Raw genomic sequence first — 25,570 nt, 5'->3', positions numbered from 1 at the left:
GTCTATAGGCTCTCACTCGCCGAACGGCACGCCCGCTATGCGGATCGCCGATGATCAGCGCCTCGCCCATCTTGATCCGCGGCAATTTTCTGCCGGCGACGGCAAAGCAGCGCGAGGATGGCACCCGATTGCCGCGTCGGCTGCGCCTCCTCGCAATGACGGTGTCGGTCGATGTGACGACGTCGGTCACTGTGACGCTGTCGGTCAATAAGGGCGGGCGGGGACGACTGGGTGTGGCGATGAGGGCAGGGCTGCGGCTGGCGCGGTGTGGTACTTGGCACCCGCCAGGCTCGCTGTCGAGGTCATCAGCTTCCGCTTCGGCCAGGGTATCGCGGCCATCCGGCGATTGATCATTTGCCCCGACAGCAGCCGTTAGGCTACCTAGGCCACCTGCGGCGATGCCATGCCTGCTGGCATCCTGTCGATATCGACCGCTGGACGCCAGGGCGCCGCGAATATTCATGCCAGGTTTGTGCGCTTTTACGCAGCAGTCAAGCGCCAACGGTGAGATGCTGAAGGCCTCCAAAATAGCCCAAGTGAGCGGCGTCGTGAAAATCCTTACCACCCTCGTCATGTCTGCTTCGCTGCTGTTGGCCGGGTGTTCAACGAATCAGGCCGGTTCGGAAAAACAGGCGAGTCAAGTTTCTGTGACCTATCGCTCGGACCCTCCGGGGGCGACCTTGACGCAGGTTGACGGCAGGGTTTTTGGCCAGATGCCGGTAACTTTGAGCTACCAGGTATCGGATGCAGATAGAGCCAGGGGCGAGGCGACATTTCTCGGCCTCACTGCGCACTGGCCGAGCGGCGCTAAAGACGCTTACCCAAAAATGACACTCCCGACCGGCAAACTATCGTCTGACATCGCCCGCACTGCTTTCACTTTCAAGCGGCCGCAAGATGCTCCCTATCTGATGACGGACCTCAACCATGCACGCAGCCTGCCGCCGCAAGCGGAACAGCTTGCCGCAGAGCAGGAGGTTTCTGAGGCACACCGCGCGCAGCAACAAGGTGAAGCGCGTGTCGCAAAGCAGGCGGCCGCCAAGGAACATAGCCGGCCGCCACAGGCGGAACCGGGCGTCGCAGGGCAGGATGCTTCTGCGTTAGAAGGGCGCGCCGCCGTTCTCCTTGCGCTTCTGAGCAGCCTGCAGCAACACGCGGAACAGCGTGCTGGAGAGCAGGAGACTTCTGGGTCCACAGGGGGCGGGTCAGATCTTCTCGCCCTCGTGAATAAGCTGGCGGGTGTGTATCTGGAGGCGGCGAAGGCGGTTCAGCCGCAAATCGCGGCGACGAACTGCTCAGCCTCGTCTGGCGGCGTGATCACCGACCCTGGATGTGCGCCCCGGTGATGATGGCGGTATCGCCCTGCGCTTGTTGTGCGGGGTAGGTGTGTCGCCGTCAGCCGCCGCCCGGAAACGCAAACCTTGGCCAGCGCCACGGCCCGTGTAGTGCCGTAGGCGCCGCTGGTGTCGTGTTGCTGGCAGGGTGGAGCGAATGAATCTCAGCTAGCGCATGGGTTGCGCGCTGCTTGCTGGAATGCTGAAAGTATCGTCATCAAACGAGCGCTACAGCCGCCCCCACGTCATTGCGAGGAGGCGCAGCCGACGTGGCAATCCAGTTCCATGCTCTTACTATTTCCCACCGCATTGACATGCGTGGCAAGGCGAAAAGCCAAACCTCTGGATTGCCGCGTCGGCTACGCTTCCTCGCAATGACGGAGGCTGGGAGATGCTTGCCGAAAGTCTCATCACGAGTGCAGCACTACACTAGAATGCTCCGTTGCCAGCCAAAGACGGCGGTGGCTTCTGGAGAAGGCGATCAATCTGCAGACATTCGATCTGAACGACATCACCCGTGAGCCCTCCGATGAACAACTCGATGCCTTGATGGAAGCCGTTGCCACCGAAGCACGCAGGCACTCGCAGATGGCGCGCGAACAATGGCTGATTCGCCTGCGCGCCGAGATCGCGGCGATAGAAAGGCATTCCGGCAAGAGCGCGTGACCGAAGGCGACAAGCCGGGCGAGTTGCCGCTGGGCAAACGCTGCGATGAAGGCAATCGTGAAAGTTGCCGATCGCGAGCGGCATGTCAGGACGCTTGGTTGCCTGGAACGGCAGCGCGAATTGCCGATTGTCTGACAGTGACATCGGCCGACTATGCGCCTGTTTTCGTGCCTCGAAGACGACCGAAAATTCGGCGCCATCTGGTTTTTTCTTTTCCGACAATCACCTTAAACCCCGGGCTTTCCCCGGGGATGCTTACTGGTTCAAGCGCGCCTTGACATGACTATCTGGTTCGTCTCCCGCCACCCGGGTGCCGTCGCCTGGGCAAAGCGGCAGGGCATCGCCGTTGATCGGCAGCTCGCCCATCTCGACCCGCAACAGGTTGCTGCAGGTGACACGGTTATCGGCACCCTGCCGATCAATCTTGCCGCCGAGGTTTGCGCGCGCGGAGCCCGTTACTACCATCTCACGCTGCGCCTGCCGTCCGCACTGCGTGGTACGGAACTCGATGCCGACCAGCTTGAGCAGCTCGGTGCCTGCATCGAAGCCTACCTTGTCGAACGCCGCAGCCCCTGAAGTGCCGCCGGCGCCGCGCGTGTGCTGTTGCGGGCCGGGTGGAGCGTAGGCATTCCAGCTACCGCACGGGGTTCGCGCTGCCTGCGGGCTTGCGCAAAGCGTGGTCATGAAAGAAGCACTACCGCAACTCGCAGGTCATTGCGAGGAAGCGAAGCCGACGCGCCAATCCAGAGGTTTGGCTCTTCGTGTGGTTGATGCGGCCGAAGGGCAGCGAGAGGTGGCACCGGATTGCCAGCTCGGTTGCGCCTCCTCGCAATGACGGTGTCGGTCACGGTGACGGTGACAGAGTTGGTCAATAGCGGCGTGCGGGATGGAGCCGGGCGTGGCGTGGCGATGCCGGCCGCGCTGCGGCTGGCACGGCCTGGCGCCTGGCAGCCTGCAGGCTTGCCGCTCAGGCGATTGCCGCGGGCAGCCCGGTCCACACGATTCCCTCCGGCAAGCTGGCGCGCCCGATGCGGCCCTGAAAGCCGCGCGTGGGCAGCGGGTAGCAGCGCACGTCGTCGTCGGCAAGTTCCATCAGCTCGGCAATCTCGTCCAGGCAGCGCTCCTTGTCGGCTTCGCTGCCGACCAGCAGAAAGATGCTGTACTCGAGCGGCGCCGCGTGCTTGCACATCTCGCGATGGATGCGCTGCAAGCGGCGCGGGTTGCTGATGTCGTAGCCGATCACGAAGGCCTGCAAACTATTCGTCGAAGTCATCATCTTCGCCTTCGGCCAGCGTATCGAGGCCATCCGTAGCGAGTGCCGGCAGCAGCGCATGCGTATCCTTGCGCTGCGCGGGCGGCGCATCGACGGAACCCGATTGGGTGATCGCTGCCGCCACGTCGGACACGCTTTCGGTGAGCAGTTTGCGCAGCCGCCCGGCCAGCGGCTCCCACTCGGCGTAGTAGCGGGCGCGTCCCGCCTTGCCGAGGAGGCAGCCGCCGTCGGTCTGTGAAAAATCGTCGGCGCGCAGTTTCTCCGAGCGAAAGAGCATCAGGGTGTGCTGATCGATCTCGACGCGCAGTGGTTCGACCAGATCACAGGCGAGCGACTCGCGGCCGAAATCCAGCGCATGATAGAAACCGACGAAAGGATCGAGCCCGGCGCCGTACAAGGCCAGGACTGCCTCAGCGTGCAGCAGCGTGTACGAGAGCGAGAGCACCGCGTTCACCGGGTCTCGCGGCGGCCGGCGGTTGCGGCCGGCAAACTTCAGGCGCTCGGGCAGCAGGTCGGCGAAGCCCTCGAAGTAGGCCGCGGCACCGGCGCCTTCGAGGCCGCGCAGCGAAGCAAGCGAATGCTGCTCGTCCACCGCCCCGATGCAGCTGGCGAGTTGCCGCAGGGACAGCGTCAGCAGATAGCGTGAACGCGGTTCGCTGTCGCGGCGGAGGGTGAGGAAGTCTGCCTGTGCGCGCAGCTTGGCTTCGACGATGGCCCGCGAAAAACGCAGGCAGAAGTCGGCGTCGAGCGACAGCCGGTACTGCGCCACTCGCCGCGCCGCGTCATTGTGCGGACGACCGAGCAGCATCGTCGGCAGCGCCTTGCGCCCGGAGAGAACGACCACCCCGATTCCACGCTCGCCGAGTTTGCCGAGCAGCGACGACGACAGCGTCACGTCGCCGCGGATGAAGACCCGCGATAAGGGCGCCAGCGGTACCGTGCCGATGCGCTCGCCGTTCTCGTAGAACACCAGCGCCTCGCCGTCCGCCTTCAGCGTCACGCAGCGCCGGTCAACATACAGACTGGTCATCGTTTCTCCCCCCTCAAACGATCAGAAAAACATCCGTCACCGGCTGCGTCGCCCGGCCCAACATGTCGCGCCGCATGCGCGGATCGAGCTGGAAGATGTGTGCCCGGTCTTCACTTAAAGCGAGCAATTCGGCCAGCGTGTTGCGCACTTCACGAAGTTCAGCCGCGGTCAGCCAGCACTCGAAGAACGATTTTTGACCACCGACCTTGTAGCCCATCAAATACCGGTGCACCCGCCGCAGCCGCTTCGGCTCGCAGATGTCGTAGCAGACCAGGTACAGCGTTCGCGCCACATCGTTCATGTCGCCACGATAGGCCTCCGTGGCACTCCTGTCAGGTCCGGCAAGCTTGCCGAAAATCACTGATCGATACAGGCGGAAAAATGCAGCGGCGGCAATCGTCCGTCAATCCCTTTGATTTCAGGGCTGGTTACTGACCTTGACGAGTGCTGTACAGTCGTCAATGAAGGGCTGTCTCAATCCCTTTGATTTCAGGGCTGGTTACTGACTCTTCTATTGTTGCACATGAATCTACCTGCAAAGTCTCAATCCCTTTGATTTCAGGGCTGGTTACTGACTCAATTCTGCGTATGCGTCCGTCCGGTCGCTTGTCTCAATCCCTTTGATTTCAGGGCTGGTTACTGACGGACTACGACGAAGTGTGCGTCGTAAGCCGCAAGTCTCAATCCCTTTGATTTCAGGGCTGGTTACTGACCGCTTTTTCGCTGCGCATTGGTCGTGGCCAACAAGTCTCAATCCCTTTGATTTCAGGGCTGGTTACTGACTCGTGGTAGATCGAGCGGTGCAGTAACCTTGATCCGTCTCAATCCCTTTGATTTCAGGGCTGGTTACTGACGACCAAAATTACCTTATTTACCGATGCCATTTGTCTCAATCCCTTTGATTTCAGGGCTGGTTACTGACGGATCGAAATTTCACATTCAGGGTGACGTACTTGTCTCAATCCCTTTGATTTCAGGGCTGGTTACTGACCTGACGACGAAGCAACATTCGACATGTGCGGCGGTCTCAATCCCTTTGATTTCAGGGCTGGTTACTGACTGCAGCTGCAGTGCGACATCCGCATTGCCCTGTATGTGTCTCAATCCCTTTGATTTCAGGGCTGGTTACTGACGTTGGTGTCGGCTTAATTCCGACGTGCTGCTGACGTCTCAATCCCTTTGATTTCAGGGCTGGTTACTGACCTTGTAGCTGAATACAATGATTGGATGATTGAGTCTCAATCCCTTTGATTTCAGGGCTGGTTACTGACCGCGCTTTAAGCGCACTGATAGCCGCATGCCCGTCTCAATCCCTTTGATTTCAGGGCTGGTTACTGACGCGGCAAACCGCGCCATTGGGCAAGGCGCACTTGTCTCAATCCCTTTGATTTCAGGGCTGGTTACTGACAAAAGCTCGACGAAACATTCCGTGTCGCAAATCCGTCTCAATCCCTTTGATTTCAGGGCTGGTTACTGACTCGCAGTCATTCCGCCAGTACAGGATCTAAAGCTGTCTCAATCCCTTTGATTTCAGGGCTGGTTACTGACGCTGCAGGCATTGCACGCAATGCTCGGCGATGAAGTCTCAATCCCTTTGATTTCAGGGCTGGTTACTGACGTCGCGGCCGGCGTTATCGACCTTCCCCCAGCAGGTCTCAATCCCTTTGATTTCAGGGCTGGTTACTGACCGTCATCGAATGGGAAATAAGCCATTACGAGATGTCTCAATCCCTTTGATTTCAGGGCTGGTTACTGACGTCGATCGGGATACGTAGAGCTGCGGCAAGCTGTCTCAATCCCTTTGATTTCAGGGCTGGTTACTGACCCGTAGCAATCAAGGCGTGCCAAGAGAAATGGCGGTCTCAATCCCTTTGATTTCAGGGCTGGTTACTGACCATGATGACCGTTGCAAATGTGTTTCTCGCGTTTCGTCTCAATCCCTTTGATTTCAGGGCTGGTTACTGACAAAAGCTTGTCATACGGTTGGCGAATTGCCAGGTCTCAATCCCTTTGATTTCAGGGCTGGTTACTGACGGTCATTGGCTGCTAACCACTACCTCCACTTTACGTCTCAATCCCTTTGATTTCAGGGCTGGTTACTGACGCAGAAATAGCCAACGTAAGCAGGTTTCCAAGGGTCTCAATCCCTTTGATTTCAGGGCTGGTTACTGACGCAGAAAGTTGCCGATGGGTGGAAATACGGCCCGGGTCTCAATCCCTTTGATTTCAGGGCTGGTTACTGACGGTATTACCATTGCGCAGTCGGTATCCGCAGGCGGTCTCAATCCCTTTGATTTCAGGGCTGGTTACTGACGTAGACGCCCTTCTGGAAGCAGGCCAATCGCGGCCTGTCTCAATCCCTTTGATTTCAGGGCTGGTTACTGACTGCACCTACAGATTTAATTCTTGTGTTTCAGACACTTGGCGCTGGCAGTCGCGGGGTTTGTCGAGGCTGTCAGAGGTGTCTTCGTGGCGGTCCCGGGCCAACTGGTATTGGCCGAGCCCGAAGCTTGCTTCCTTGCCGACATGCAGCCATTCTCCGAGTTGCAGGAAAGGGGCGAACGGTGCCAGGGGACCTTCGAGTCGCCAGGTGCCGATGACGCCACCGAGACTCATTTTCTGCTTTTGCCGGGACGAAAAGCGGGTCCAGTCAAGCCAGGTCAGACGCTTCTCTTCGCGGATCAGTGCAGCGGCAGTGCTGAGCGTCGCAAAGTCACTGGCCAGCGGGCCGTGAGCATGGAATTCGGCGAGCAGGCTCGCACGCCGGGTCAAGGCCATGAGCAGCGTGCGCGCCTGCAGTTTGTCGGGGGGCAGCGCGCGGCCGTTGTGCTGCAGGCGCAGCGGTGTTTCAAAGTGGAGCACGGCGGCGCCGGGCGTCGCGCTGTCGTCCGTGCCTTTCAGGACAACCGTCTGCGCATGCGTAGCGATCGTTCCGATTTCAGGGCGGTGAATCTCGTGCTCGCCGGCATCACCGCAATGGATGACGCGGCGCAGATCCGCCGTTCCGTCGCCGGCGCCGACGCCGCGCGCGAACGCGCGTCGCCAGGCCAGGATGATCAGCGGCAGTTCCTGCAGCGCCTTGCCGATCAGCACCTGGTGGAAGATCAGCGTTTCCCCTTCGGCGAGCACGCGGCTGCCCCATGCCGGCGGTTCGATGACGTAGGGCACCGGAAGCTGCGAGAACTGCTGCAGGCGGTGACTGGTCGGCGGGGGCGGCGCGAAGACGGCTGGATACGGGCAGGAAGCGATCAGCGGGCAAGCGGCGCAATCCTTCTGCCGGGTCATGCACGCAAGTTGGCGCAGCGAGTGGCCGAAAGCGCCACGCAGCATCGAGCCGGCGTAGTCAGGCAGACGAATCGGCTGCCTGACCTCGAATTCGAATCGGTAGCGGGCGACCGGGAAAGAGCTTGTCGTGTTCATGGCGCACGCAATGCCGACAATTTGAGTTTCTTGCGCTCGTCCTTGAGCTCGACCTTGACCACTTTCGGCAGCCATTGTTCGATCGCGTCGGCGACCGCCATTCGCTCCTCATGGGTCCAGGCGACGGCATCCCGCGCGAGTGTCCTCGCCGCGTTGTGGCACACGGCGTTGGCGTTTTCCTTGTTGCCGCGCAGTTGCTCGGCACGCGCGGCGAAATCGGCAATGAATTCTTCGACACGGCGGCGATTCGGGCTCATCTCGGCCAAAGCGCGAGCGTGGGCTTGCCGAGCTTCTACCTCGGCGCGGGCCGCCGCTTCCTCGGTTCGCTTGCGGCTGGCGAGCACGGCTGCGGCGGCAGCCCGCCGTTCGGCCTTCTCCTCAAGTAGCAGCAGGCGTTCCTGGTGTGCTTCGCGCAGCGGCCGGCTGTGCGCCGCGAGCCTCTGGCGGACGGCATCGGAAAGGTGGCGATGGGGGGCGTCGCAGGCGTCGACCCACAGCCAGCCAAAAGGCAGCAAGCCGTGGTCACCGGCCCTTGTGAGGCTGGCGTAGCGTTTTTCGGTACTATTCGCGCGAAAGTCGAACTGTTGCTTGCCGTCGACGCGTGCACCGAGAATCTTGATGCTGCGCACGCCGCCAAGGGTGACTGATTCAGCGCCCGAGTGACGGCCGACACGGAGCAGGAAGCCCTGCCGTGCCTTGATCAGGTCGCCGAGCTCTTCGCCGAGCAGGTGACTGATCATTTGTCGCCACTGCTGGTCGAGTCGCTGGCTGAGCACAGGATGATCCAGTTCTTCCTCCAGCTGCGGCCGGTAGAAGCCGTTGCAGGCATCGCACAGGGCATCCCACAGAATCGTCGCCCCAGGAGCAAAACGCATCTCGCCGAGGAAAGCGGCGGGCAGCGCCTCGGGGATCGTTTCGAGAAACACTTTCAGTTCTGGCGAAGGGCGTTCATCGGCACGGGGCGGGCGCTTCTTTTTGCTGATCGCGTAGAGAACACGTGTTGGCGGTGGCGTGCTCTCTTCCGCGGGGTGGGCATCAGCGAGGGCCAGCTTGCGAAAGGGGTCATTTTCGAACTTGCCGGCAGCGTACTTCAGCAGACGCTGTTCGAGGTTCTGCGATGCGCGTCGCTTGTCTGCCTTTTCTGCGGAGTTGAGCGGCAAGTCGGCGTTCAAGTGGTTAAGCCAGGCGGTGCGAATACTGCCTTTGAGCGAACTGCCAGGCAGGTAGGGCGTACCGTCCACCGGTCTGAAGGCGGTACGGGCCAGCTGAAAACTGTTGTACGTCGCTTCGCCGCTTGGGTCGCGTTGTGTCGGCCGACCTGCTTTTTCTGCGTATTCGCGGGCGAGCGCCTCGGCCACCACCACTTGCTGGCGTGACAGGTCGGCAAAGCGAGCCGCCGAGTCACGGAAAAAGCGCTGGATGGCGCCGACCGGCTCGTGCTGCTGCTCGGCCAGCGCGGCAAGCCGTTTGTGCTCGGCGTCGCTCAGCGCGAGCGACAGGTCGGCGGGTTCGAGGACATGCAGCAGACCCGCGTGGATGACGAAGCCACTCGGCTCATAGACATCGCCGCAACCGATATGGAGCGGCGATAGCGTCGAGATTGCCAGCGTGCGGCGATCGTTGCGTACCTGGGTAGTCACGGGGCAGGCTCCAGAGCAAGGGGGACAGTGGGGGCATAAGCCTGATGTACGGTGGCGGCTTCGGCCTTCGACAGTAGCCCCGCGCCACCGATGCCCTGGCCGATAAACAAACGTGCAGCAGCAAGACCGCCAGTGGGAACCAGAACGGCGCCGGTGGCGGCCAGAAGTACCGGTGTCTTGAACGGATGGGCGCTGAGCGCCAGCGCGTTGCCATGGCGACCGAAGCGCGTGAGTACGCGCCAGTAGCTCTCGCTGCCGACAAAGCCCTGACCTTGCGGCGCACACGGTGCCAGCGTCCACCAGGCATTCGCAGCGGCGGGGGCGGTGAAGGCCGCCGCTTCAATGTTTTGCAAGCTGAACTTGCCGAGGCCGACACTGGCATCGCGGCCAAAGCCGCCGCTGCCGAGCGCGGTCAGCAGCGAGCCCGCCTCGTCGGCGCTGACGCGCTCGCTGTCGAGGACCAGGTAGACGTCGATGCGCTGCTCCTTGGCGTGGAAGGTCTGGGCCACAGAGTAGGGTGCGAAAGCTCCTTCACCGGTGGTGCCGCTCAGACGGTTGAGCGTGTTGTGTGCCTGCACGCTTTGCTGTGGCGGCTTGCCGGCGTAGGCTTGCTGGTCATTGACGGCGCCTGCCAGTTGCTCGGCGAGAGCTTTGCCGGTTCGGTCGACGGGTAGCCAGTGCCGCTTCCTTGCCGCCTTGCGCTGGGCTGGATCGGCAACGGGCGCTGAAAAATGCTGCGGCAAGGTTGGTCGCGGCAGGTAGCCCGCCGGGAAGCCGTCGGAGACTACCAGCCAGGGACGGCCGCTGGTATAGCCGTCCAGGCGGCGGCCAAGTTCGGCCTCGCCGGCGGCTTCGCGCAGCGCCCAGCAGAGCTGACCGAACAGCGTGTCACCGGCCAGGGGCGTGCCGAGCGCCGTGTGCAGCGCCAGTGTGGCGCGATGAAGGGTGTGCGACATGACTCAGGCAGCCGTGGCGAAGGGTTGCAGAGTATCGAAGTCGGCCTGGATCGACTGCCCGTCGAGCGCCAGCCCGCTGAGAGCAAGCTTGCCGTAGCCGCGCGAGCCGGAGCCACCCAGGCTGTCCAGTTCGAGCAGTTTCAGTCCACGCAGCAGCAGCGGCAGCAGGTCCTCGTTGTCGATCACTTTCAGCGACAAGCGGAAGTCGAACTCGGCGCCAGCGATTACGCGCTCGGTGAAGCGTGGGTTTTCGGCAACACCGGCGATGCGGTTGATCGAGTTCTCGCTCTTGGCTTCGGTGCTCAGGAGGTTGCGGGCACGGATTCCTTCCACCCAGTCACCGTTCAGCGCGCAGTCCCAGAACGCACTGCGTGTCGGGCCGATCTGCTTGACCAGATCGTCGACCTCGCCGCCCGGCGCGCCACCGAACAAGCGCAGCAGATCGCGCGCCTCGGGTCTGTCGTGTTTGGCGAGGTGTTGAAACGAGAACGGATATCCGTTCGCTGGCGTCACCAGTCCGAGCTGCCATTCGAGCAGCGAGCGGATCTTGCCTTTCAGGGACGAGCCGGGGATGTAGGGCTGACCGTTAAGCGGGCTCTTGACGACCGGATTGTCGGTGCCGCCGATGCGCATTTCGGTGTCGCCGGCGCCAATATGCAGACCGGTCTTGAGGATCAGAGTGGCGGTGATTTGCTTGATTCGGGTGAGTTGCATGGTTTGTGCTCCGTGGCAGGTCAGGGACGAAGTGCCTTGAGAAATCCGAGGACGGCTTCGAAGTGAAGGCGAAAGTGGTCGAGGGCCCTGGCGCTGGTCGTGGCCTTGAGACATCCGCGAAACCACGTCTCGAATTCGCCATCGACCAGACCGCGCCCCTTGGCGTAGGCAACCTTGGCGTTGAGCATTCGAATGAAGGCGAGGTATTGCTCAAACTTGCCGTCGTCACCGGCGATACGTTCCTGCCAGCCGACCAGCTCGTCATAGAAGCGGCGAATCTGCGTCGATTTGTTCAGATGGCGAGCGGCCTGAGCGAGCCGGTTGGCGACCCGCTCGGCCTCTTCATTGAAGAGCTCGGCATCGGGTGGAAAGCTGGCCAGATTGATGGACATCGTTGCTTCTCCTTTTTGGTATCGTGTGTCATGTGCATTTCATTGTCAGCTGCGGCAAGCTTGCCGTAGCCGCTTGCCGATTACTCGCGCTGCCGGTAGAGCAGTACCGACAGCGGCAGGCGGTAGGCGCCCTTGTGCGTGCCCAGGGCGCCGCCGATTTCGCGGATGGCGTCCCGCAGTAGCTGTTCGCGGCGCGTGCGCGCGGCCTCGTCGCCCTTGACCCGGTCGCGAAAGAAGCGCGTCAGGCGGTAATGAAGCTGCGAGCGCCAGATGGCGTCTTCCGGCCGCGTGCTTTCGGCGCGGTCGGCCAATTGCAACAGTGCGTAGGCCAGGCCGCTGGAGAAGGTCGCACCGTGACTGTCGGCTCGCGCCATCAGATCTTCAAGGGCGGCCCGACGCTCTACCATCAGTGTCTGCCAGTCCGCCCAGCCGACGCTGCGCTGCCAGAGACTCACCGCGTTCTTGCCGGGACGGGCCTTGGCAGCGCTTAGTGCCGTTGCGGTGGAACGGCCGAGCTGGCGGATCGGCGTCTTTGGCTGCGTCATGGACAGCCCGGCCGAGAAGCTGATGTGCGGGTTGGCGACGTAGGCTGCGAACTTCTCGCGCAAGATGGTTGCGAGCGCGAGGGTCGACTCCCAGGGGCCGATCAGGAAGAAATCGTCGCCACCGGCAAAGACGGTGTAGGTATTGCGGTAGCGCGGGACGCCGTTCTCGTCATGGCCGTGCTCGCAGAACCACGGCAGCCAGAGGGCGAAGAAAGCGTTGATCTGCCGCGAAAGAGAGGCCATCTTGGCGAAGGTCGGCTTCTCGAGGCCGCGCTGGAAGAGGCTGCCCAGGTCATCGATGTCGCCCTTGATGGTGACCAGGGCGATCTCTCCCTGCCAACGTTCCCCAGCAGTCAGGCGGCGATCCTCGCAGGCGATGTGATGCAGCGTCTTGATGGTGGCAGAACGCAGCGGGTCGCCGTCGGTTTCGCGCGCGAAATCCTCTTCACCCTGCCACTTGCCGTACTTGCCGGCGGTCTGGACATCGCTGGCGGCGAAGCGCGGCACGTAGCTGTTGACGAAGCGTCGGGCATAGCCGCGCCAGAGCGTGCCGTCGGCTTCGGCGGCGTCGAAGTCCCAGACGCGCAACAGCGTCCCGTTGCGCGCGAGTTCGCCGTACTTGCCCGATTCCTCGCCGCTGCGGACGATCGCCAGGCGATAGCCGAAATAGTCGAGGCCGAGGACCGGCAGCGTGCTGGCGTCGCGGGCGACGAGCAGCCGCGCGTCGCGAGTCAGTTGCTCGCCAATCCGAATCTGGTCGTCAGCAAGCTTCGACAAGGAATAGCCGCGCTTAGCCGATGCCTCGCCATCGGCCGGGTGACGGCCGTTAATGGCGCAGACGCCGAGCGTATTGTCGAAGCTGTCGAGAAAACCGTCGAAAGCTGTCGTCGCCTTGTCGGCGCAGAGATCGAAGCGCTGGTGTTTGGCGGTGTCGAGCGCTGCGAACAGACGTTTGGTCAGGTCGCCGAAGCGACCGCTCGCGAAGTCGTTGCACGAAGCCGGCGTGCTGGCGAGGCCGACGCCGATCTCGCCGTAGGTGTGCGCCAGGCACCAATCGTTGAGCTCCTGCCGACAGTGGCTGACGGCAGCATGTGCTGTGGCGGTGTTCGGCGCGACGATCAGGAACTTGCCGGCGGCATTGATGATCTGCGCCGTCGGGGGTAGTTCGAGTGCTTCGAGCAGCTTCAAGGCGGCGCATTCGGCGAGCAGGGAAACCTGGAAGGAACGGCCACGCAGCAACTTGTGGGCGTTCTTCTGCGTTGCGCCGCCTTCGGCAAAGATGAAGTCCTGGATGCCGAAGAAGTCACCCTGGACGAGCAGGAACTTCGCGGCGGACCAGCCGTCGCGCAACGCACGCACGCTGCGCAGCTCTTCATCACTCTGCTCGTGGTGCCAGCGCCAGAGCGCCGTGGCCAGCGCGGCGGTGGCCTTGCTGTGATCGTAGAGCGAGACTTCCGGCTTGGTACCGAAAGCGGTTGCCGCGGGGATGGCGTGCGTGATCGTCAGCCACAGGCTGTCGAAGTGGTCCAACCACAAGGGCAGGGTGCTGACGTGAGCTTTTGGGATGTGGCGAATTCCGGCGAGTAGCGCTTCCCACAGCGTCAGGTACTCGGCGCGCGCAGCGGCGTTGTCGCGCGGGGTGCACGCGTCGGCGCGCTGCGGAAAGATGCTCGCCGGCGCCAGCGGCCGCAGCGCGTAGCGCCATTCGAGCTCGCCTTCAATGATCGGGCCGCGGCCGATCTGCTCGAAGAGTGTCAGCAGACGCGCGCGGTAGTGGTTCTCGCGTTCTTTCTTGTTGTTGTACTCGCTATCAAACTTGTCGCGTTCGAAGCCCGAGGCCACGCGATCTGCGGTGGCGACGATCCACTGCAGGAAGGTGTCCGGCCGATGGTGCGCGCTGGCGGCGTTGACCGCCGAGTCGGTGGCGTTGTCGTCGGTCGACGTCGAGAATGGCGGCGCGTCGCGGCGAAGATCGGGGAAATGTCCCGTCGCTTCGAGTTCGTCCCAGGCGAGGCCGGTGTAGGCGGCGTGGATATGGCTGTGATAGCCACGCCGCGGGTCGCTGCCCTCCTGGTGCCAGGGGCAATAGAGCGTGCGATGCGCATCGAGGCGACCGTGATGATCGATGCCGGCGCGCTCGGCGAGCTTGCCGACGTCGTGCAGGAAGGCGGCCAAGGCGACGCGTGCGGATTGTTCGAGAAGCTTCATGAGGGTCGGGGCTCCTGGTCAGGGCTGGAAGAGGTCTTTGCGCAGAGACTTGAGTGCGGCGCGCAGAGCACTCTCGTCGTCGAGCGTCCGCGCTTCCTGCCCAGCACGCGGGCGAACGCCGTGCGCCATGGCGTTGCGCAGGTTTTCGAGTTCCCTGAACGCCGGCTGCGCCTCCCTGGCGCTGCTCCTGGCCTCATCACGTTCCCTGAACTCGTTGGGGTTGACGCGGCGTACATTGCATGCCCCGGTGACAAAAGCCTCGTACATGAAGGTGGCCGCGCGCAGGTAATCGCCGCGCTCACGGTAGGCGTCGGCAAGCGTCAGCTCCCAATCGTTGCGCATCGGCGCACGAAACCAGCTGATGCGTTTGGCGAGCGTCTCGCCGAACAGCTCGCCGAGGGGACCGCGATGCGCTTCGACCGAGGGAAAAACGCTGTTCAGCTTTTCGCGCGCTTTCACCGGGTTGTTGGTTCGTTCAAAATAGGCGGCGCGTGCCAGCAGGTCGGCGCGACCTTTTTCCATGCCATCGGCGGCGAGCAGTGGCGAGAAGGCGCCGTAGTCGCCGTCCTTGTCGTAGCTGGCCAGGGCATCCACCCAGTCGAGCATCGCCAGCAGGCCGCCGAGCCGCAGCACCGGCGTTTCGCCTTCCGGCGTCGTCATCTCAAAGGCGCCGTAATAGAGTTCCTGGACCTTGACGCCGACGACGCGGGCCAGGTAGCGTGCGGCGACCAGCGCGAGCATCGGCAGGTGGCGAAAGCCGTGCGTGACGTCGATGTACAGCTCTTCTGCGGGGGGCACGACAGCGGCCAGCAGGCGCAGGATCCCGGCCTGTTCGGCGGCGTCTCGCGCATAGGGAATAAGCAGGCAGTCGACCGCTACGCCGAGGCGTTCACTGAGTTGCCGGCGCGGTAGCTCCAGCATGTCTTGGTCGACCTCACCGGTTTCGACAGCCGCCATCAGTTGCAGCACGGCCTCGTCGTCGGCACCCTCGCGATGAAAGAAGACGTCCCACATGCTGCTCGCCGTGCCGACGAGCACCAGGCGATCGGGCTTGAGGTATTCGGCCAGGGCCAGGCCAAAGAAGGGCACGCGGCGCGAAAAGCCATCGTCGAAACGATAGTTGGCCGTGCGGTAGCCGGTCTGCGGGTCAGCCTGGCCTTTCCCGAGAAAACTGATCAGTGTGCTCATGTCGGCATCCGGGCAGGGTGGCGGGCGGTGCTGGTGGTGGCGTTCATCTTCGTTTTCCTTGCTATTCCGGATGGCAGTTTATGCCAGATCCCATTCGACATTAGGGGAGTTTTCGATCTTGCCGTAACTGACCGCCGTCGGACGCAGGCCGAGGCTGTAGCGACGTGGACGGCTGCCACCGTCGCTGATCAGGTAGGCCTCGGCGGCGGGGCCGAGCTCGCGCCTGAGGATCTTCTTGAGTTTCGACAGGTGCGCCGAGAAGTAACCACCGTCCATGCCTTTGCGCAGGGCGCGTTCGGTCTCGTCGAGGTCTTTCATCGGCCCGGCGATCCAGCGCAACTCAACCAGATAGCGATTTTTCCAGTCGCTGTCGGGGAGTTCCTTGGCCGGCGCCGGCAATGGCTCTTCGCCGTGCTGCGCGCGACGGGCGAAGACGCTGAGCAGGGCGAGTTCGGCCGGCGGCAAGGAAAAGACTTTGCCGCCGGCCGCGACGCGGCGTGTCGCCAGGTCAATCTGCAGTCGTGCCGGCGCGAGGGCGCTGCGGGCTGCTGCGACGGTTTCGTTGTAGCTGGCGAGGCCAGTGAGCAGCGCTTCGGGCAGGCCGTGGCGCAGGCTGACGAAAGGCAGTTCGGCGAGGGTCACTTGCGCCTGTGCGCTGTCGACCAGGCGGCCACCGGGCATTTCAATGACCCGGCTCGATGGCGTCGGGTAGTAGAAGCCAATGCTGGACTCGAAAGGCTCGGAGACCAGGACATGTGACAACTGGTCCTGCGGGCGGCCGTAGAGCGACAGCGCATAGCCGACAAAAAAGCCCATGGTCTTGCGCCCGCCGGCGATCGACACGTGCAGCGCGCAGTCGGGGTCGGCGGTGAACTGGCGGATGAGGGCGGTGATGCCGTCGGCGGCGCGGCGGTTGTCGGCCGGCGAGCGGATGTCGTCGAGTGGCTTGCCGTCAGCGCCTTCCAGAACATGGATGGTGTCGCGAGTGAAGTGGATCGCCGGTAGCGCGTAGTCGTGGCAGAGGCGGTGGAACCAGCCCGGTTCGTCGGAGAGCAGTGCCAGGCGTGCTTTCTCGGCGCCGCTGCGCGTGGTGATCAGATGCACTTCGGTGGGGATGAACGCGGCGCCCGATGGCGCAACGGCGAGCGCGTACAGGGTCTCGGTGACAATTTGTGGCGAGAGGCCGGTGACGGCGACGAGAATGCGGCGTGGGTATGCGTGGGGGCTTTCGGTGGTCGTGAGCATGGCTTCGGCTGGGCGGTGGTTGGACTGGCGACCATTGTGCGTGCTTCTGTCTGCTCGGCGGCGGATGGCAAGCTTGCGATGCGGCGAGGATCGCCTCTGACGGGCGGCACTGCAGGGCTACCGGCCCTCCATTCATCGGCCCTCGATCCATCGGCCTTCCATTCCTGTCTGCGTTGCCGAAAGTCTCGTCAATAATGCAGCAGCGCTACAGCCGCCGACGCGTCATTGCGTCATTGCGCGGAGGTGTCGCCAACGGGCTCTGCGGAGGTTTGGCTCTGCGGCTTGTCGAGGCGACGGAAAGGCAGTGAGAGGATGGCACTGGATTGCCGCGTCGGCTGCGCCTCCTCGCAATGACGGTGGGTGTGGGAGGGGGGCCGGGACGGGAATAGGGAGGCCGGTAACGTGAGCCAGGCAAGCATCGGCCGTGCTGCACGTTCACCTTGCAGACAAGGGCTTACGCGGCCGCTCCTCTAGTCAAGGGTCGTTCTGTCATCGCCATTCCTGGACCTGCCCACCGCGGCTGCCCTGCGAAACACGGCAAGCATGGAAGGGCACGGCCTGCGCTCGACGCTTTCACGGCCGCAGCAGCTTTTCTCGCAGCCACCTGCCAAGGCGTGACGGGTGGAGGGTGGAACGGACAAGCCGGGTGCTCGGGTGCTTGGGGTCGATTTCGCACATCAGATCATAGGATTCTTGCGCCAGCTCCTGCTTGCCCTGGGCATGAAAGTAGCGCGCGAGAATACTCTGGAAGCCCAAGACCTCGGACAGGTGGAAGCGCACACGATCGGGGTAGAGCAGTCGTAGATCGAGTTTGTGCTCGAAGATCTCGGCGATCCTGGCCGTTTCGCCGCGACTCAGGCAGTCCTCGGCCCAGGCGATGCGGCCGAACAGGTAATCGGGGAAACGCTGCACCGTCTCCTCCCTGACGCGCGCGGCTTCGGCGTGCTCGCCCATGTTGTGGCAAGCGGCGTACAGGTAGTTGTACAGCTGGGCAATGTCGGGATACTGCTCGATGAGGACGCGCACCTCGGCCAGCGCTTCCCGTGGTCGGCTCTTCAATACTTTCGGGTAGAGGGCGTTGATCCGTTCCTGCACCTCGGCGGGCAGTTGGTCGAAGGCGGCGTCGGGGATGGGCTGGTCGGTGATTTCGTAGCTGCACACGGTCAGCGGCCCTGTCACTTCGCCGCTAAGGCCCGCGTGCTGGGGGTCGCCAGCGGTCAGGAAGTGGAAGCCCTTGGTTCCCAGGCGGCGGGTCAGGGTTTCCAGGATGTGCCGCGACTGCGCTGGCGTGTCTTCAGGCCCGCTGACGTACAGTGGCTTGTCGTCCTTGCCGTAGGTGTAGCGCTGCGCACACGTGGCGGCGTCGATGTTCCCGAAGAGGGCGGCGGCACGGGCGTAGTCGGCATGCGGGGCGAAGCCCAGATCGCGGGCGTAGGCGACCGCGCCCTCGATCAGCTTGCGCAGGCAGCCGGGATCGATCGCTTCGAGGTCGAGGCGCTGCGCGAAGGCCGCCCATTCGTCTGCTGAGAGGATGCCGGAGCGGGCCCTCTTGACGCCCAGGCAGTAGACGTCCACCACAAACGTGGCCATGGCCACCTGGCCGTTGGGCAGCTTGCGCGCCAGGGCGAGCATGCCGATGCCCTTGGCGAACAGGTTTTTGGTCGCCAGAGCCGCATGGATCGGCAGCAGCGGCGCCGGCGGCAGCGGCTGGGCGTTGCGCGGCTGCTGCGGCACAGGCTTGCGGGCGGCGTGGCTTTTGCGCTTCCTGGCGAGCATTTTCTGCCGGCGTTTTTCGTCGACGGTCATCGTCTTATCGCTCGCCGGCACGCGTTGCCGGGCAGGCCGGAATGCGCACAGCGTGCTGCGCACTGTCAGTGCGAGGGGCCAAGCCTAGCACCCTAGCCCGGATGTTGCACAAACGCTGCCCTGTGCCTCCCCCGGGGCTTGACTACGCATTTTTCGATTTCCAGGCGATAGTTCCCCCGACCCCGCAAGCGGGGAGAAGCGTGAGAAGTGGTTGATGGTCAGGGTGGGTGGCTGCCTCTCGTGGGCCAGACGTGGCGTGTTCATGGCGAAGCCGGCATGGGGCGCATCCGCTTGGCGGGGTAAAGCCTCTTGCAGAGCTGTGCCAGCAGCCCCTTGAGCGGGCAACTGCTGGGTAGCTGCAGCAGCACCCGGTCCTTGTACTGTTTGACGCGGACGGCGATCTTGAACAGCGCGAGGATGACGGTCTTGGGCTGTGCCGTCGCCAACGGCGTGCCTTGCAGCCCCAGGTGGCGCAGTTGCTGATGCAGAACGTAGGCCGCGGCGCTCAGCAGCAGGCGAGCGAAGTTGGCGAGGAAGGACGAAGCGGATGTCCGATCCGATTTCAGATCGCTTTTCACTTGCTTGATCAAATTCTCAGCCTGGCCGCGGCCACAGTAGTCCTGTTGGTAAAGCGTCCGCGGCGAGGGGCCACGCAAGGAGGTGACCACGTAGCGCTGATTGTCCTTGGCAGGCGTGATCGCGCTACCGGTCAGGACTTCGGCCTTGAGCACCACCCGGAAGGCGCGCGGCCAGGAGCGCGCCTGGTAGTCGAATTCACCGAAATGGCGCACCGCCGCGGCGGCCGGGCGCAGGCCCCGGGCGGCCAGCGCCCGATTCAAGGCGGCGTGTGCGCGCACGTTCTTCATCAAGCCCTCGGCCTGGCGCGTGAGGACCGGGTTGCCGGCCAGGCCGAAGATGAAATCTGCATTGCCATCGGCCTGAATCAACGCCATCAACTCGGGATTGGAGAAATGGCCGTCGCCACGTAGCAGGATATGGGTCTGCGGCCAGTGGCGCCGCAACACGGTGAGCACCCGCTTCATGATCATGGCGTTCTCGGCGCCGGTCGGGCGTTTGCCGGGGCGCAGGACGGCGCTCACCAGAGCGCCGGAGTGGGCCTCGAACACCAACAAGGGCAGGTAACAGTGGTGGCCGTAGTGGTGATTGTAGAAAGACAGGGCCTGCTGGCCATAGGTGGCATCGTCGGTGTGATCCAGATCCAGCGTGATCGTGCGCGGCGCTTCGGCGTAGCCAGCGATGAATTGCTCGACCAGAGCCTGCGCCAGTCGGTAGATGTCGCTTCGTCGCACGGCGCCCTCCAGACGCGAGAAGGTGGCACCGCTGGCCAGCGCCTGCTCGGCATCGAGCGGTGCCCGCCCGGCTGCCAGCTTGAACAGCGGGTCATGACGCAGGGCGTTGGCGTCGTTGCCGTCCTCATAGCCGCAGGCAATCTGAAAGACGCGCTGCGTCAGCAAATCGCGCAGCGGGTGGGTGATGTAACGAGGATCGCGGGAATCGGCAATCGCCCCGGTCAGGCGATCGATCAGGCCGATGCGACGATCGACGGCGCTCAGCACCAAGGCGCCCAGGTCCGAGGACACCTCACCGGCGCTGAAATCGGCGCGAACCGTGAAGCCCGCAGCGGGCGGGAGGTGGAGTTGTTCCGGGGTAAAATCCAAGGCTGGGCGAGTAGTGGTAGGCATTTTTTACGAACTGGTTTCTATAGAACTCCAATTGTATCAAATGTTTACGTGCTTACTCGCCCTCTTTATGCAACATCCAGGCTAGTACACGTTGAGCACACGCATGCCGAACTGCTTGCCGCCGGGGTGATCGAGGATGCGGATGCTTGCCTGGCGCGGGACGAAGCCGCGCGGCATCGGCAGGCTGCCGTGGGCGATTTCGTAGTCGCCGACTTTGATGGCAACCGGATCGAGCGCAATCGTCGTTTCGGTACCGCCGGCCGTTTTGCCGGCGATGTGCAATTGCATCACGCCGGCAAAGGGGGCGCCTTTCGCTTTGGTCCGTGTGAATACCATGTCATAGCCGAGCTGGTCTTCGTCGACCGTGAAGCGTGCGGCACGAATCCCGACAATGCCGTCGCGCGGGTCAGACGGCAGCGCGGCGAGCAAAGCCTCGACATGCTCACGCTGCTTGCCAAGATCGGCATGGTTGGCAGCGAGTTCGCCAGCCATGCGCGTCTGCGTGGCAAGGGCGTCTTCAAGCTGCTTATTGGCCTGCGCCAGTTCGGCGGCGAGACGCGAACGCTCCTGTTCTGCGGTATCCATGGCCGCGCGCAGCTGACTGGCCTCGGCGGCTGAGAGCTGCGGCGGCAGCAGTTGGTGCTGCGCGTAGAACAAAGCGCCGGCGCCGATCGCGATGCCGAAAAGCAGCAGCCACAGCCAGTTCGGGATCAGCTTGCGCGAGCGGCGCGATTCATAGCGATCGAAGACAACGGGTTTGGATCGTCCGAACATTGATTCTCGAATTCTCGAATTCTTGCATTCTTGCGTTAATGTGAAAGTCGCGCCAGCGACTCACGAAACTCCCTTCTCCCCTTGCGGGAGAAGGGGCAGGGGAAGAGGGAAACGGTCATGACTTTCATGATTTGGGGTGTCTCCACGTGTCATGACCGTTAATGTGAAAGTGGCATAGGCGCCTCAGGGAACTCCTGTCTCCCCTTGCGCCAGCAGGGCCAGGGCGCGCACCACGGTGCCCCGCAGACCCTGCCGATGAACCCGCTATCGATCACTTCCCGGGCCTCGAAGGACTTGAAATCCAACAAAACCGACGAGAGTGTATGAGCTTCGACCAAGAGGCGTCAATCTCTCGGATATGTAAAGTGGCCGCGGCGGATGATCCAGAGGTTTGGCTTTTTGTGTTGTCACCATGTCCATGCGGCGGGAAATGGTGAGACGATGGAACTGGATTGCTGCCACGTCGGCTGCGCCTCCTCGCCATGACCTGCGGGCTGGTGTGGCGGCGCATACGGTCCGCTTGCGCTTGTCGTGGCGGGTTTCGGCCGATTACATTGATGACCAGCACCAAAACTGCCAGGGCTGCCATGACCATTCTTCCCGTTAGCATCATCGGCGTTCCCACCGACGTCGGCGCCGGAACGCCGGGGGCCCGCATGGGGCCGGAAGCCTTGCGCGTTGCCGGCATTGTCGCGGCCATCGCCCACTTTGGTGTCGAGGTCAGGGACTGCGGCAACTTGGGCGGCCCAAGCAATCCCGATCTGCCGGCGGTCAATGGCTTCCGCCACATGCACGAAGTCGTGGCCTGGAACCGCAGCGTGCACGCTGCGGTTTACGCCGAGCTGCAGGACGGGCGGCTGCCGATCATGCTCGGCGGCGACCACTGTCTGGCCATCGGTTCGATCAGCGCCGTCGCCCGGCATTGCCGCGAGAATGGACGCCAGCTGCGGGTGCTGTGGTTCGACGCGCACGCCGATTTCAACACCGCCATCATGACTCCCAGCGGCAACCTTCACGGCATGCCGGGCGCTTTCCTGTGTGGTTACGGTCCATCGCCACTGACCGAAATCGGCGGCCAGGTACCGGCCCTGTTGCCGCGAGACATTCGCCAGATCGGCATCCGTAGTGTCGACGACGGTGAAAAGCGTTTCCTGGCTGAAATCGGGATTGAGGTCTTCGACATGCGCTATGTCGACGAGGTCGGCATGCGCGAAACCATGGAGCAGGCGCTCGCGGGCGTTGGTTCGGAAACGCACCTGCATGTCAGCCTCGACGTCGATTTCCTCGACCCTGAAATTGCGCCGGGAGTGGGTACCACGGTACGCGGTGGTCCGACCTATCGCGAGGCGCAGCTGTGCATGGAAATGATTGCCGATACCGGGCGGCTTCGCTCGCTCGATATTGTTGAACTCAACCCGGCGCTCGACCTGCGCAACATGACCGCAGAACTGGCCGTCGATCTGGTCGAGAGCCTGTTTGGCAAGAGCACCCTGATGCGCCTGCACCGGTAGCTCAGGGGCGGGAGGAGGGCGTTGCCGGCGGGAATCTGTCGCGCGGGGGCGGTGTTTCGCTCGGCTGGCTCGGGTCGCTTGTCTTGACAGTGGTGCTGGCACAGCAAAGGAGAAGACAGATGAATACGAAGACGAGATCTCGAAATCCTGGCCTGCTGCGGGCCTCCGTGACTTTCTCAGCGGCCTGCACAGGGCGGCAGCTGCTCGACTGGATTGAGTTGTAAGAAGTGAAGATCTCACGCGACTGTTACAAGTATCCCGGCCATGCCTTGCCGTCGGGACATTTTTTCCACCAATTGGGCGATTGCTGGGCGGCGATCGTTTTCGCTGCTGACCGGGCGAGCGTGATCGTCGCTGGAGCGGGCCGGCAACGGGTGAAATGACGGATAATCGTGAGCTTTCCGGCGGAGCTTGGTCGCCTTGCTGCCTGCGCTTCTCCTGAGTTCAAGGCTTTCCAATGGCGTCGCGTGCGAGCGCGCAACGCCTGACAACTAACGACGCTTCGGAGAACATACATGTTGACTTGCCGGGAGGTCACCCAATTGCTGTCCGAAGGGCAGGAGCGCCAGCTGACGGTCGGCGAAGGCCTGCGCCTGCGGGTGCATCTGGTGATGTGCCAGGGTTGCGCCAATTTCAAGAAGCAGATGAGCTTCTTGCATGCGGCCTGCCGTCGATTCGTCGTCGAGCCGGCAAGCAAAGAGCGTGGCGAGTAGTTTCCGACGGCTCTGCCGCTCTTGGAGTGACGAGTGATGAGTGATGGTTGCGCCCGCACCCCCTTGCTGTCGCTGATTCTGCCGGTGCTCAACGAAGCGACGACGGTCGTCGCGCAATTGACGAAGCTGCAGGCGCTGCGTGCCCGCGGTGCCGAGCTGCTGGTGGTCGATGGTGGCAGCAACGATGGCACGGTGGTGCTGGCGGCGGCCGGCGCCGACCGGCTCCTCGACGCGCCGCGCGGGCGAGCGCTGCAGATGAACGCCGGCGCGCGGGCCAGTCGCGGCGAAGTGCTGCTCTTCGTGCATGCCGATACGACGCTACCGCCTGACGCCGACGCGCTGATTCGCGCGGCGATTGCCGGCGGCGCGGTGTGGGGACGCTTCGACGTTTCTATCGATAGCCGCCATCCCCTGCTGCCGCTCGTCGCGGCGATGATGAACTGGCGCTCACGCTGGACCGGGATCGCCACCGGCGATCAGGCGATGTTCGTCCGCCGCGATGCTTTCCTGGCGGTTGGCGCTTTTCCGGAAGTCGCGTTGATGGAGGACATCGCGCTTTCCAGGCGGCTCAAAGCTATCGCCCCACCGGCGTGTTTGCGCGCCCGCGTGCGTACCTCCGGGCGGCGCTGGGAGCAGCATGGCGTGCTGCGCACCATCGTCCTGATGTGGCGATTGCGGGCGAGCTATTTTTTTGGCGCCGACCCGCAGCAGTTGGCCGTTCGCTATGGCTATTCTCCGCGCCAGCCCTGAGCTGCCGGCGCTGGCCGTTTTTGCGCGTGCACCGCAGGCTGGCGCCGCCAAGACGCGGCTGATTCCGGCCCTCGGCGCCGCCGGTGCGGCACGCTTGCAGCGCCGGCTGACCCTGCACGCGCTGGCGGTGGCCAGGCGTGCGGCCTTGGGTGGCGTCAGCTTGTGGGTTGCACCGGACGGCGAGCACCGCTTTTTTCGTGCCCTTCGTCGGTGCTGTGGAATCGAGTGTCGGGAGCAGTTCGGCGACGACCTCGGCGCTCGCATGGCGGCGGCTTTTGCCGCCCACGCCGGGCCGCTGTTATTGATCGGAACAGACTGTCCGGCACTGCAGTCGGAGCATCTCGCGGCGGCGGCCAGGGCGCTGAGTGACGAGCAGGCTGGCGGCAATGATGCCGTCTTCATTCCGGCTGAAGACGGCGGCTACGTGCTGCTTGGCTTGCGTTGCCCGCAGCCCGGGCTCTTTGAAGGCGTCGATTGGGGCAGCGAACGGGTCATGGCCCAGACGCGGCAGCGCCTGTTGGCGCTGGGCCTGCGCTGGTGCGAGCTGCCGGCTCTCTGGGACGTCGATCGGCCGGCCGATCTGACACGGCTGGCGACGCTTCCAGGTTTCGGGGCCAACAAAACTGATCGCCGCGCTGACCGCTGACGCCAGGCGCCAGCAACAACAGTTACCTGCTGCTGCTGGCGGTCGGGCGTCAGATCACCCGCTATTGCACCTGTTGAATACCGGCCAGTAGCCAGCCGCCCTTGCCTTGCCGCGGCTTGACGAGATGCCATACCTCGTCGATGGGCTCGGCGGCCGCGTCCTGCTCTTCACGAATCAGGCCGGAGAAACGGACGCTGACCACGTAGCGGTTGGCCTCTTCTGCGACGTCGAGCACTTCGGCTTCGATGGTCACCACGTCGGTTTCCTGCGGTTCGTTACCGCGCTCGGCGATGGTCATGCTGATCTCGGCAAACATTTCGGGAGTGGTGAACTCGCGGATGTCGTCGAGGTTGGCGGCATCATTGGCGGCCTGCAGTCGAATGAAGCTGACTTTGGCGTTGCGCACGAAGCCGGCGGCGTCGAAGTCAAGCGGGATGTTGCCACTGCTCGCGACGGGCGCTGCCGCTGCCGAAGCGGAGGCTGCACCAGCGAGAGCCGTTGCTACAGGCGTAGCTGGGGCGGCAGAGCTGCCGGAAAAGGATGCGTCGGTCGCCGCGGCGGGCTGCAGCGGTGATTCGCTGCGGCTGCGATTGGTCGCCCCGCTGGCGGGGCCGGCCGCAGCGTATTGCAGGCCGCCCGGAGCACCCAAGCCGGCCTGTCGGGCGGCGGCGCGGCGACGCATGATGAAGCCGATGACCAGTACCACGGCCATCACCAGCAGGCCCATCATCAGCATTGAGGCCATTTCCTCGCCGAAGCCGAGGTGCGAAGCCAGGGCCGCGAGTCCGAGGCCGGCGGCGAGACCGGCGAGCGGACCCATCCACGAACGTTTGGGTTGTGCAGCCGCCGCTGCCGTGGCATTGGCCGCGCCCGGTGCTGCGGCGGCAGACTTGTTGGTGGTCGTCGAGTCGCGCTGCATGCCCGAGGATTTGCCAGCGCCGAGGCGCTTGCCAGCGGCGTCGGCATCGCCGACGGTCAGTGTCAAGCCGAGAGCCAGAACGGCTGCCAGCAAGGAGAAGGTTTTCATGGTCGTCCTCTGAAGTCCCGATTGGAGAG

22 protein-coding genes and 1 CRISPR repeat array are annotated in these 25,570 nt (G+C 63.4%); of the genes, 6 read left to right on the top strand and 16 right to left on the bottom strand.

Going from position 1 to position 25,570, the window contains the following annotated elements; translation table 11 throughout:
* Window positions 1–463: hypothetical protein (locus QZ648_RS03530; RefSeq protein WP_291996120.1), on the bottom strand; the 463-nt coding region annotated here is incomplete at its 3' end.
* Between QZ648_RS03530 and QZ648_RS03525 the strand changes: the two genes are divergently transcribed.
* Both QZ648_RS03525 and csx16 read left to right on the top strand, forming a co-directional pair.
* A complete protein-coding gene (locus QZ648_RS03525; RefSeq protein ID WP_291996119.1) occupies window positions 462–1,346 on the top strand; it encodes a hypothetical protein in 885 nt (294 codons plus the stop codon). The genes QZ648_RS03530 and QZ648_RS03525 overlap by 2 nt on opposite strands.
* 933 nt (window positions 1,347–2,279) lie before the next feature.
* Complete coding sequence (csx16, locus tag QZ648_RS03520) at window positions 2,280–2,576, top strand: CRISPR-associated protein Csx16 (RefSeq protein ID WP_169068385.1); 297 nt, start codon at window positions 2,280–2,282, stop codon at window positions 2,574–2,576.
* 391 nt (window positions 2,577–2,967) lie between these two features.
* Here the strand turns inward: csx16 and QZ648_RS03515 are convergent, their stop codons facing one another.
* The 14 genes from QZ648_RS03515 to QZ648_RS03450 all read right to left on the bottom strand — a co-directional run bounded on the left by QZ648_RS03515 (window position 2,968) and on the right by QZ648_RS03450 (window position 20,894).
* A complete protein-coding gene (locus tag QZ648_RS03515; RefSeq protein WP_291996118.1) occupies window positions 2,968–3,273 on the bottom strand; it encodes a CRISPR-associated endonuclease Cas2 in 306 nt (101 codons plus the stop codon).
* Entirely contained in the window at window positions 3,257–4,303 is a 1,047-nt protein-coding gene (gene cas1 / locus QZ648_RS03510; protein WP_291996117.1) for a CRISPR-associated endonuclease Cas1, read from the bottom strand. Before cas1 ends, QZ648_RS03515 begins: the two co-directional genes overlap by 17 nt.
* 13 nt (window positions 4,304–4,316) lie before the next feature.
* Window positions 4,317–4,664 carry a CRISPR-associated endonuclease Cas2 gene (gene cas2, locus QZ648_RS03505; protein ID WP_291996116.1) on the bottom strand — a complete coding sequence of 116 codons (348 nt, stop codon included), beginning with the start codon at window positions 4,662–4,664 and terminating at the stop codon, window positions 4,317–4,319.
* Between the two features lie 39 nt (window positions 4,665–4,703).
* Window positions 4,704–6,689: direct repeats of the CRISPR family, unit length 36 nt; unit sequence GTCTCAATCCCTTTGATTTCAGGGCTGGTTACTGAC.
* A gap of 5 nt (window positions 6,690–6,694) precedes the next feature.
* Complete coding sequence (gene cas6, locus QZ648_RS03500) at window positions 6,695–7,723, bottom strand: CRISPR system precrRNA processing endoribonuclease RAMP protein Cas6 (protein WP_291996115.1); 1,029 nt, start codon at window positions 7,721–7,723, stop codon at window positions 6,695–6,697.
* Window positions 7,720–9,363, bottom strand: a complete 1,644-nt coding sequence (csm5, locus tag QZ648_RS03495) for a type III-A CRISPR-associated RAMP protein Csm5 (RefSeq protein ID WP_291996114.1) — start codon at window positions 9,361–9,363, stop codon at window positions 7,720–7,722. The genes cas6 and csm5 overlap by 4 nt, the downstream gene beginning before the upstream one ends.
* On the bottom strand, window positions 9,360–10,319 hold the full coding sequence (locus QZ648_RS03490) for a hypothetical protein (RefSeq protein WP_291996113.1): 960 nt from the start codon (window positions 10,317–10,319) through the stop codon (window positions 9,360–9,362). The genes csm5 and QZ648_RS03490 overlap by 4 nt, the downstream gene beginning before the upstream one ends.
* A gap of 3 nt (window positions 10,320–10,322) precedes the next feature.
* Entirely contained in the window at window positions 10,323–11,033 is a 711-nt protein-coding gene (gene csm3 / locus QZ648_RS03485; RefSeq protein ID WP_169067649.1) for a type III-A CRISPR-associated RAMP protein Csm3, read from the bottom strand.
* Window positions 11,034–11,053: 20 nt separating this feature from the next.
* Window positions 11,054–11,425 (bottom strand): type III-A CRISPR-associated protein Csm2, encoded by a 372-nt coding sequence (gene csm2, locus QZ648_RS03480; RefSeq protein WP_169067650.1) that lies wholly within the window; start codon window positions 11,423–11,425, stop codon window positions 11,054–11,056.
* A gap of 80 nt (window positions 11,426–11,505) precedes the next feature.
* Window positions 11,506–14,178, bottom strand: a complete 2,673-nt coding sequence (gene cas10, locus QZ648_RS03475; RefSeq protein WP_291996112.1) for a type III-A CRISPR-associated protein Cas10/Csm1 — start codon at window positions 14,176–14,178, stop codon at window positions 11,506–11,508.
* Between the two features lie 18 nt (window positions 14,179–14,196).
* On the bottom strand, window positions 14,197–15,366 hold the full coding sequence (csx2, locus tag QZ648_RS03470) for a TIGR02221 family CRISPR-associated protein (RefSeq protein WP_291996111.1): 1,170 nt from the start codon (window positions 15,364–15,366) through the stop codon (window positions 14,197–14,199).
* Between the two features lie 78 nt (window positions 15,367–15,444).
* The gene (gene csm6 / locus QZ648_RS03465; protein WP_291996110.1) at window positions 15,445–16,611 is read right to left on the bottom strand and encodes a CRISPR-associated ring nuclease Csm6; all 1,167 of its coding nucleotides are present in this window, start codon (window positions 16,609–16,611) and stop codon (window positions 15,445–15,447) included.
* 573 nt (window positions 16,612–17,184) lie between these two features.
* The gene (locus tag QZ648_RS03460; RefSeq protein ID WP_291996109.1) at window positions 17,185–18,417 is read right to left on the bottom strand and encodes a hypothetical protein; all 1,233 of its coding nucleotides are present in this window, start codon (window positions 18,415–18,417) and stop codon (window positions 17,185–17,187) included.
* A 260-nt stretch (window positions 18,418–18,677) separates the two neighbouring features.
* A complete protein-coding gene (locus QZ648_RS03455) occupies window positions 18,678–20,120 on the bottom strand; it encodes an IS1380 family transposase (protein WP_169068687.1) in 1,443 nt (480 codons plus the stop codon).
* Window positions 20,121–20,201: 81 nt separating this feature from the next.
* Window positions 20,202–20,894, bottom strand: a complete 693-nt coding sequence (locus QZ648_RS03450) for a hypothetical protein (RefSeq protein ID WP_291996108.1) — start codon at window positions 20,892–20,894, stop codon at window positions 20,202–20,204.
* 587 nt (window positions 20,895–21,481) lie between these two features.
* On the opposite strand from QZ648_RS03450, the gene rocF reads away from it, so the two are divergent.
* The 4 genes from rocF to QZ648_RS03430 all read left to right on the top strand — a co-directional run bounded on the left by rocF (window position 21,482) and on the right by QZ648_RS03430 (window position 24,514).
* Window positions 21,482–22,405, top strand: a complete 924-nt coding sequence (gene rocF, locus QZ648_RS03445; protein ID WP_169067691.1) for an arginase — start codon at window positions 21,482–21,484, stop codon at window positions 22,403–22,405.
* Between the two features lie 515 nt (window positions 22,406–22,920).
* Window positions 22,921–23,118 carry a zf-HC2 domain-containing protein gene (locus tag QZ648_RS03440; RefSeq protein WP_291996107.1) on the top strand — a complete coding sequence of 66 codons (198 nt, stop codon included), beginning with the start codon at window positions 22,921–22,923 and terminating at the stop codon, window positions 23,116–23,118.
* A 36-nt stretch (window positions 23,119–23,154) separates the two neighbouring features.
* Entirely contained in the window at window positions 23,155–23,868 is a 714-nt protein-coding gene (locus tag QZ648_RS03435; RefSeq protein WP_291996106.1) for a TIGR04283 family arsenosugar biosynthesis glycosyltransferase, read from the top strand.
* Window positions 23,843–24,514 carry a TIGR04282 family arsenosugar biosynthesis glycosyltransferase gene (locus QZ648_RS03430; RefSeq protein ID WP_291996105.1) on the top strand — a complete coding sequence of 224 codons (672 nt, stop codon included), beginning with the start codon at window positions 23,843–23,845 and terminating at the stop codon, window positions 24,512–24,514. Before QZ648_RS03435 ends, QZ648_RS03430 begins: the two co-directional genes overlap by 26 nt.
* 61 nt (window positions 24,515–24,575) lie before the next feature.
* Here the strand turns inward: QZ648_RS03430 and QZ648_RS03425 are convergent, their stop codons facing one another.
* Window positions 24,576–25,541: a TIM44-like domain-containing protein gene (locus QZ648_RS03425; protein ID WP_169067658.1), complete on the bottom strand. Its 966-nt coding sequence runs from the start codon at window positions 25,539–25,541 to the stop codon at window positions 24,576–24,578.
* Window positions 25,542–25,570 lie beyond the last annotated feature (29 nt).

The organism is Candidatus Accumulibacter sp. ACC012 (assembly GCF_907163155.1).
In the GTDB taxonomy this organism is placed as follows: Bacteria; Pseudomonadota; Gammaproteobacteria; order Burkholderiales; family Rhodocyclaceae; genus Accumulibacter; species Accumulibacter delftensis.
This window is presented reverse-complemented; position numbering and strand designations above follow the sequence as displayed.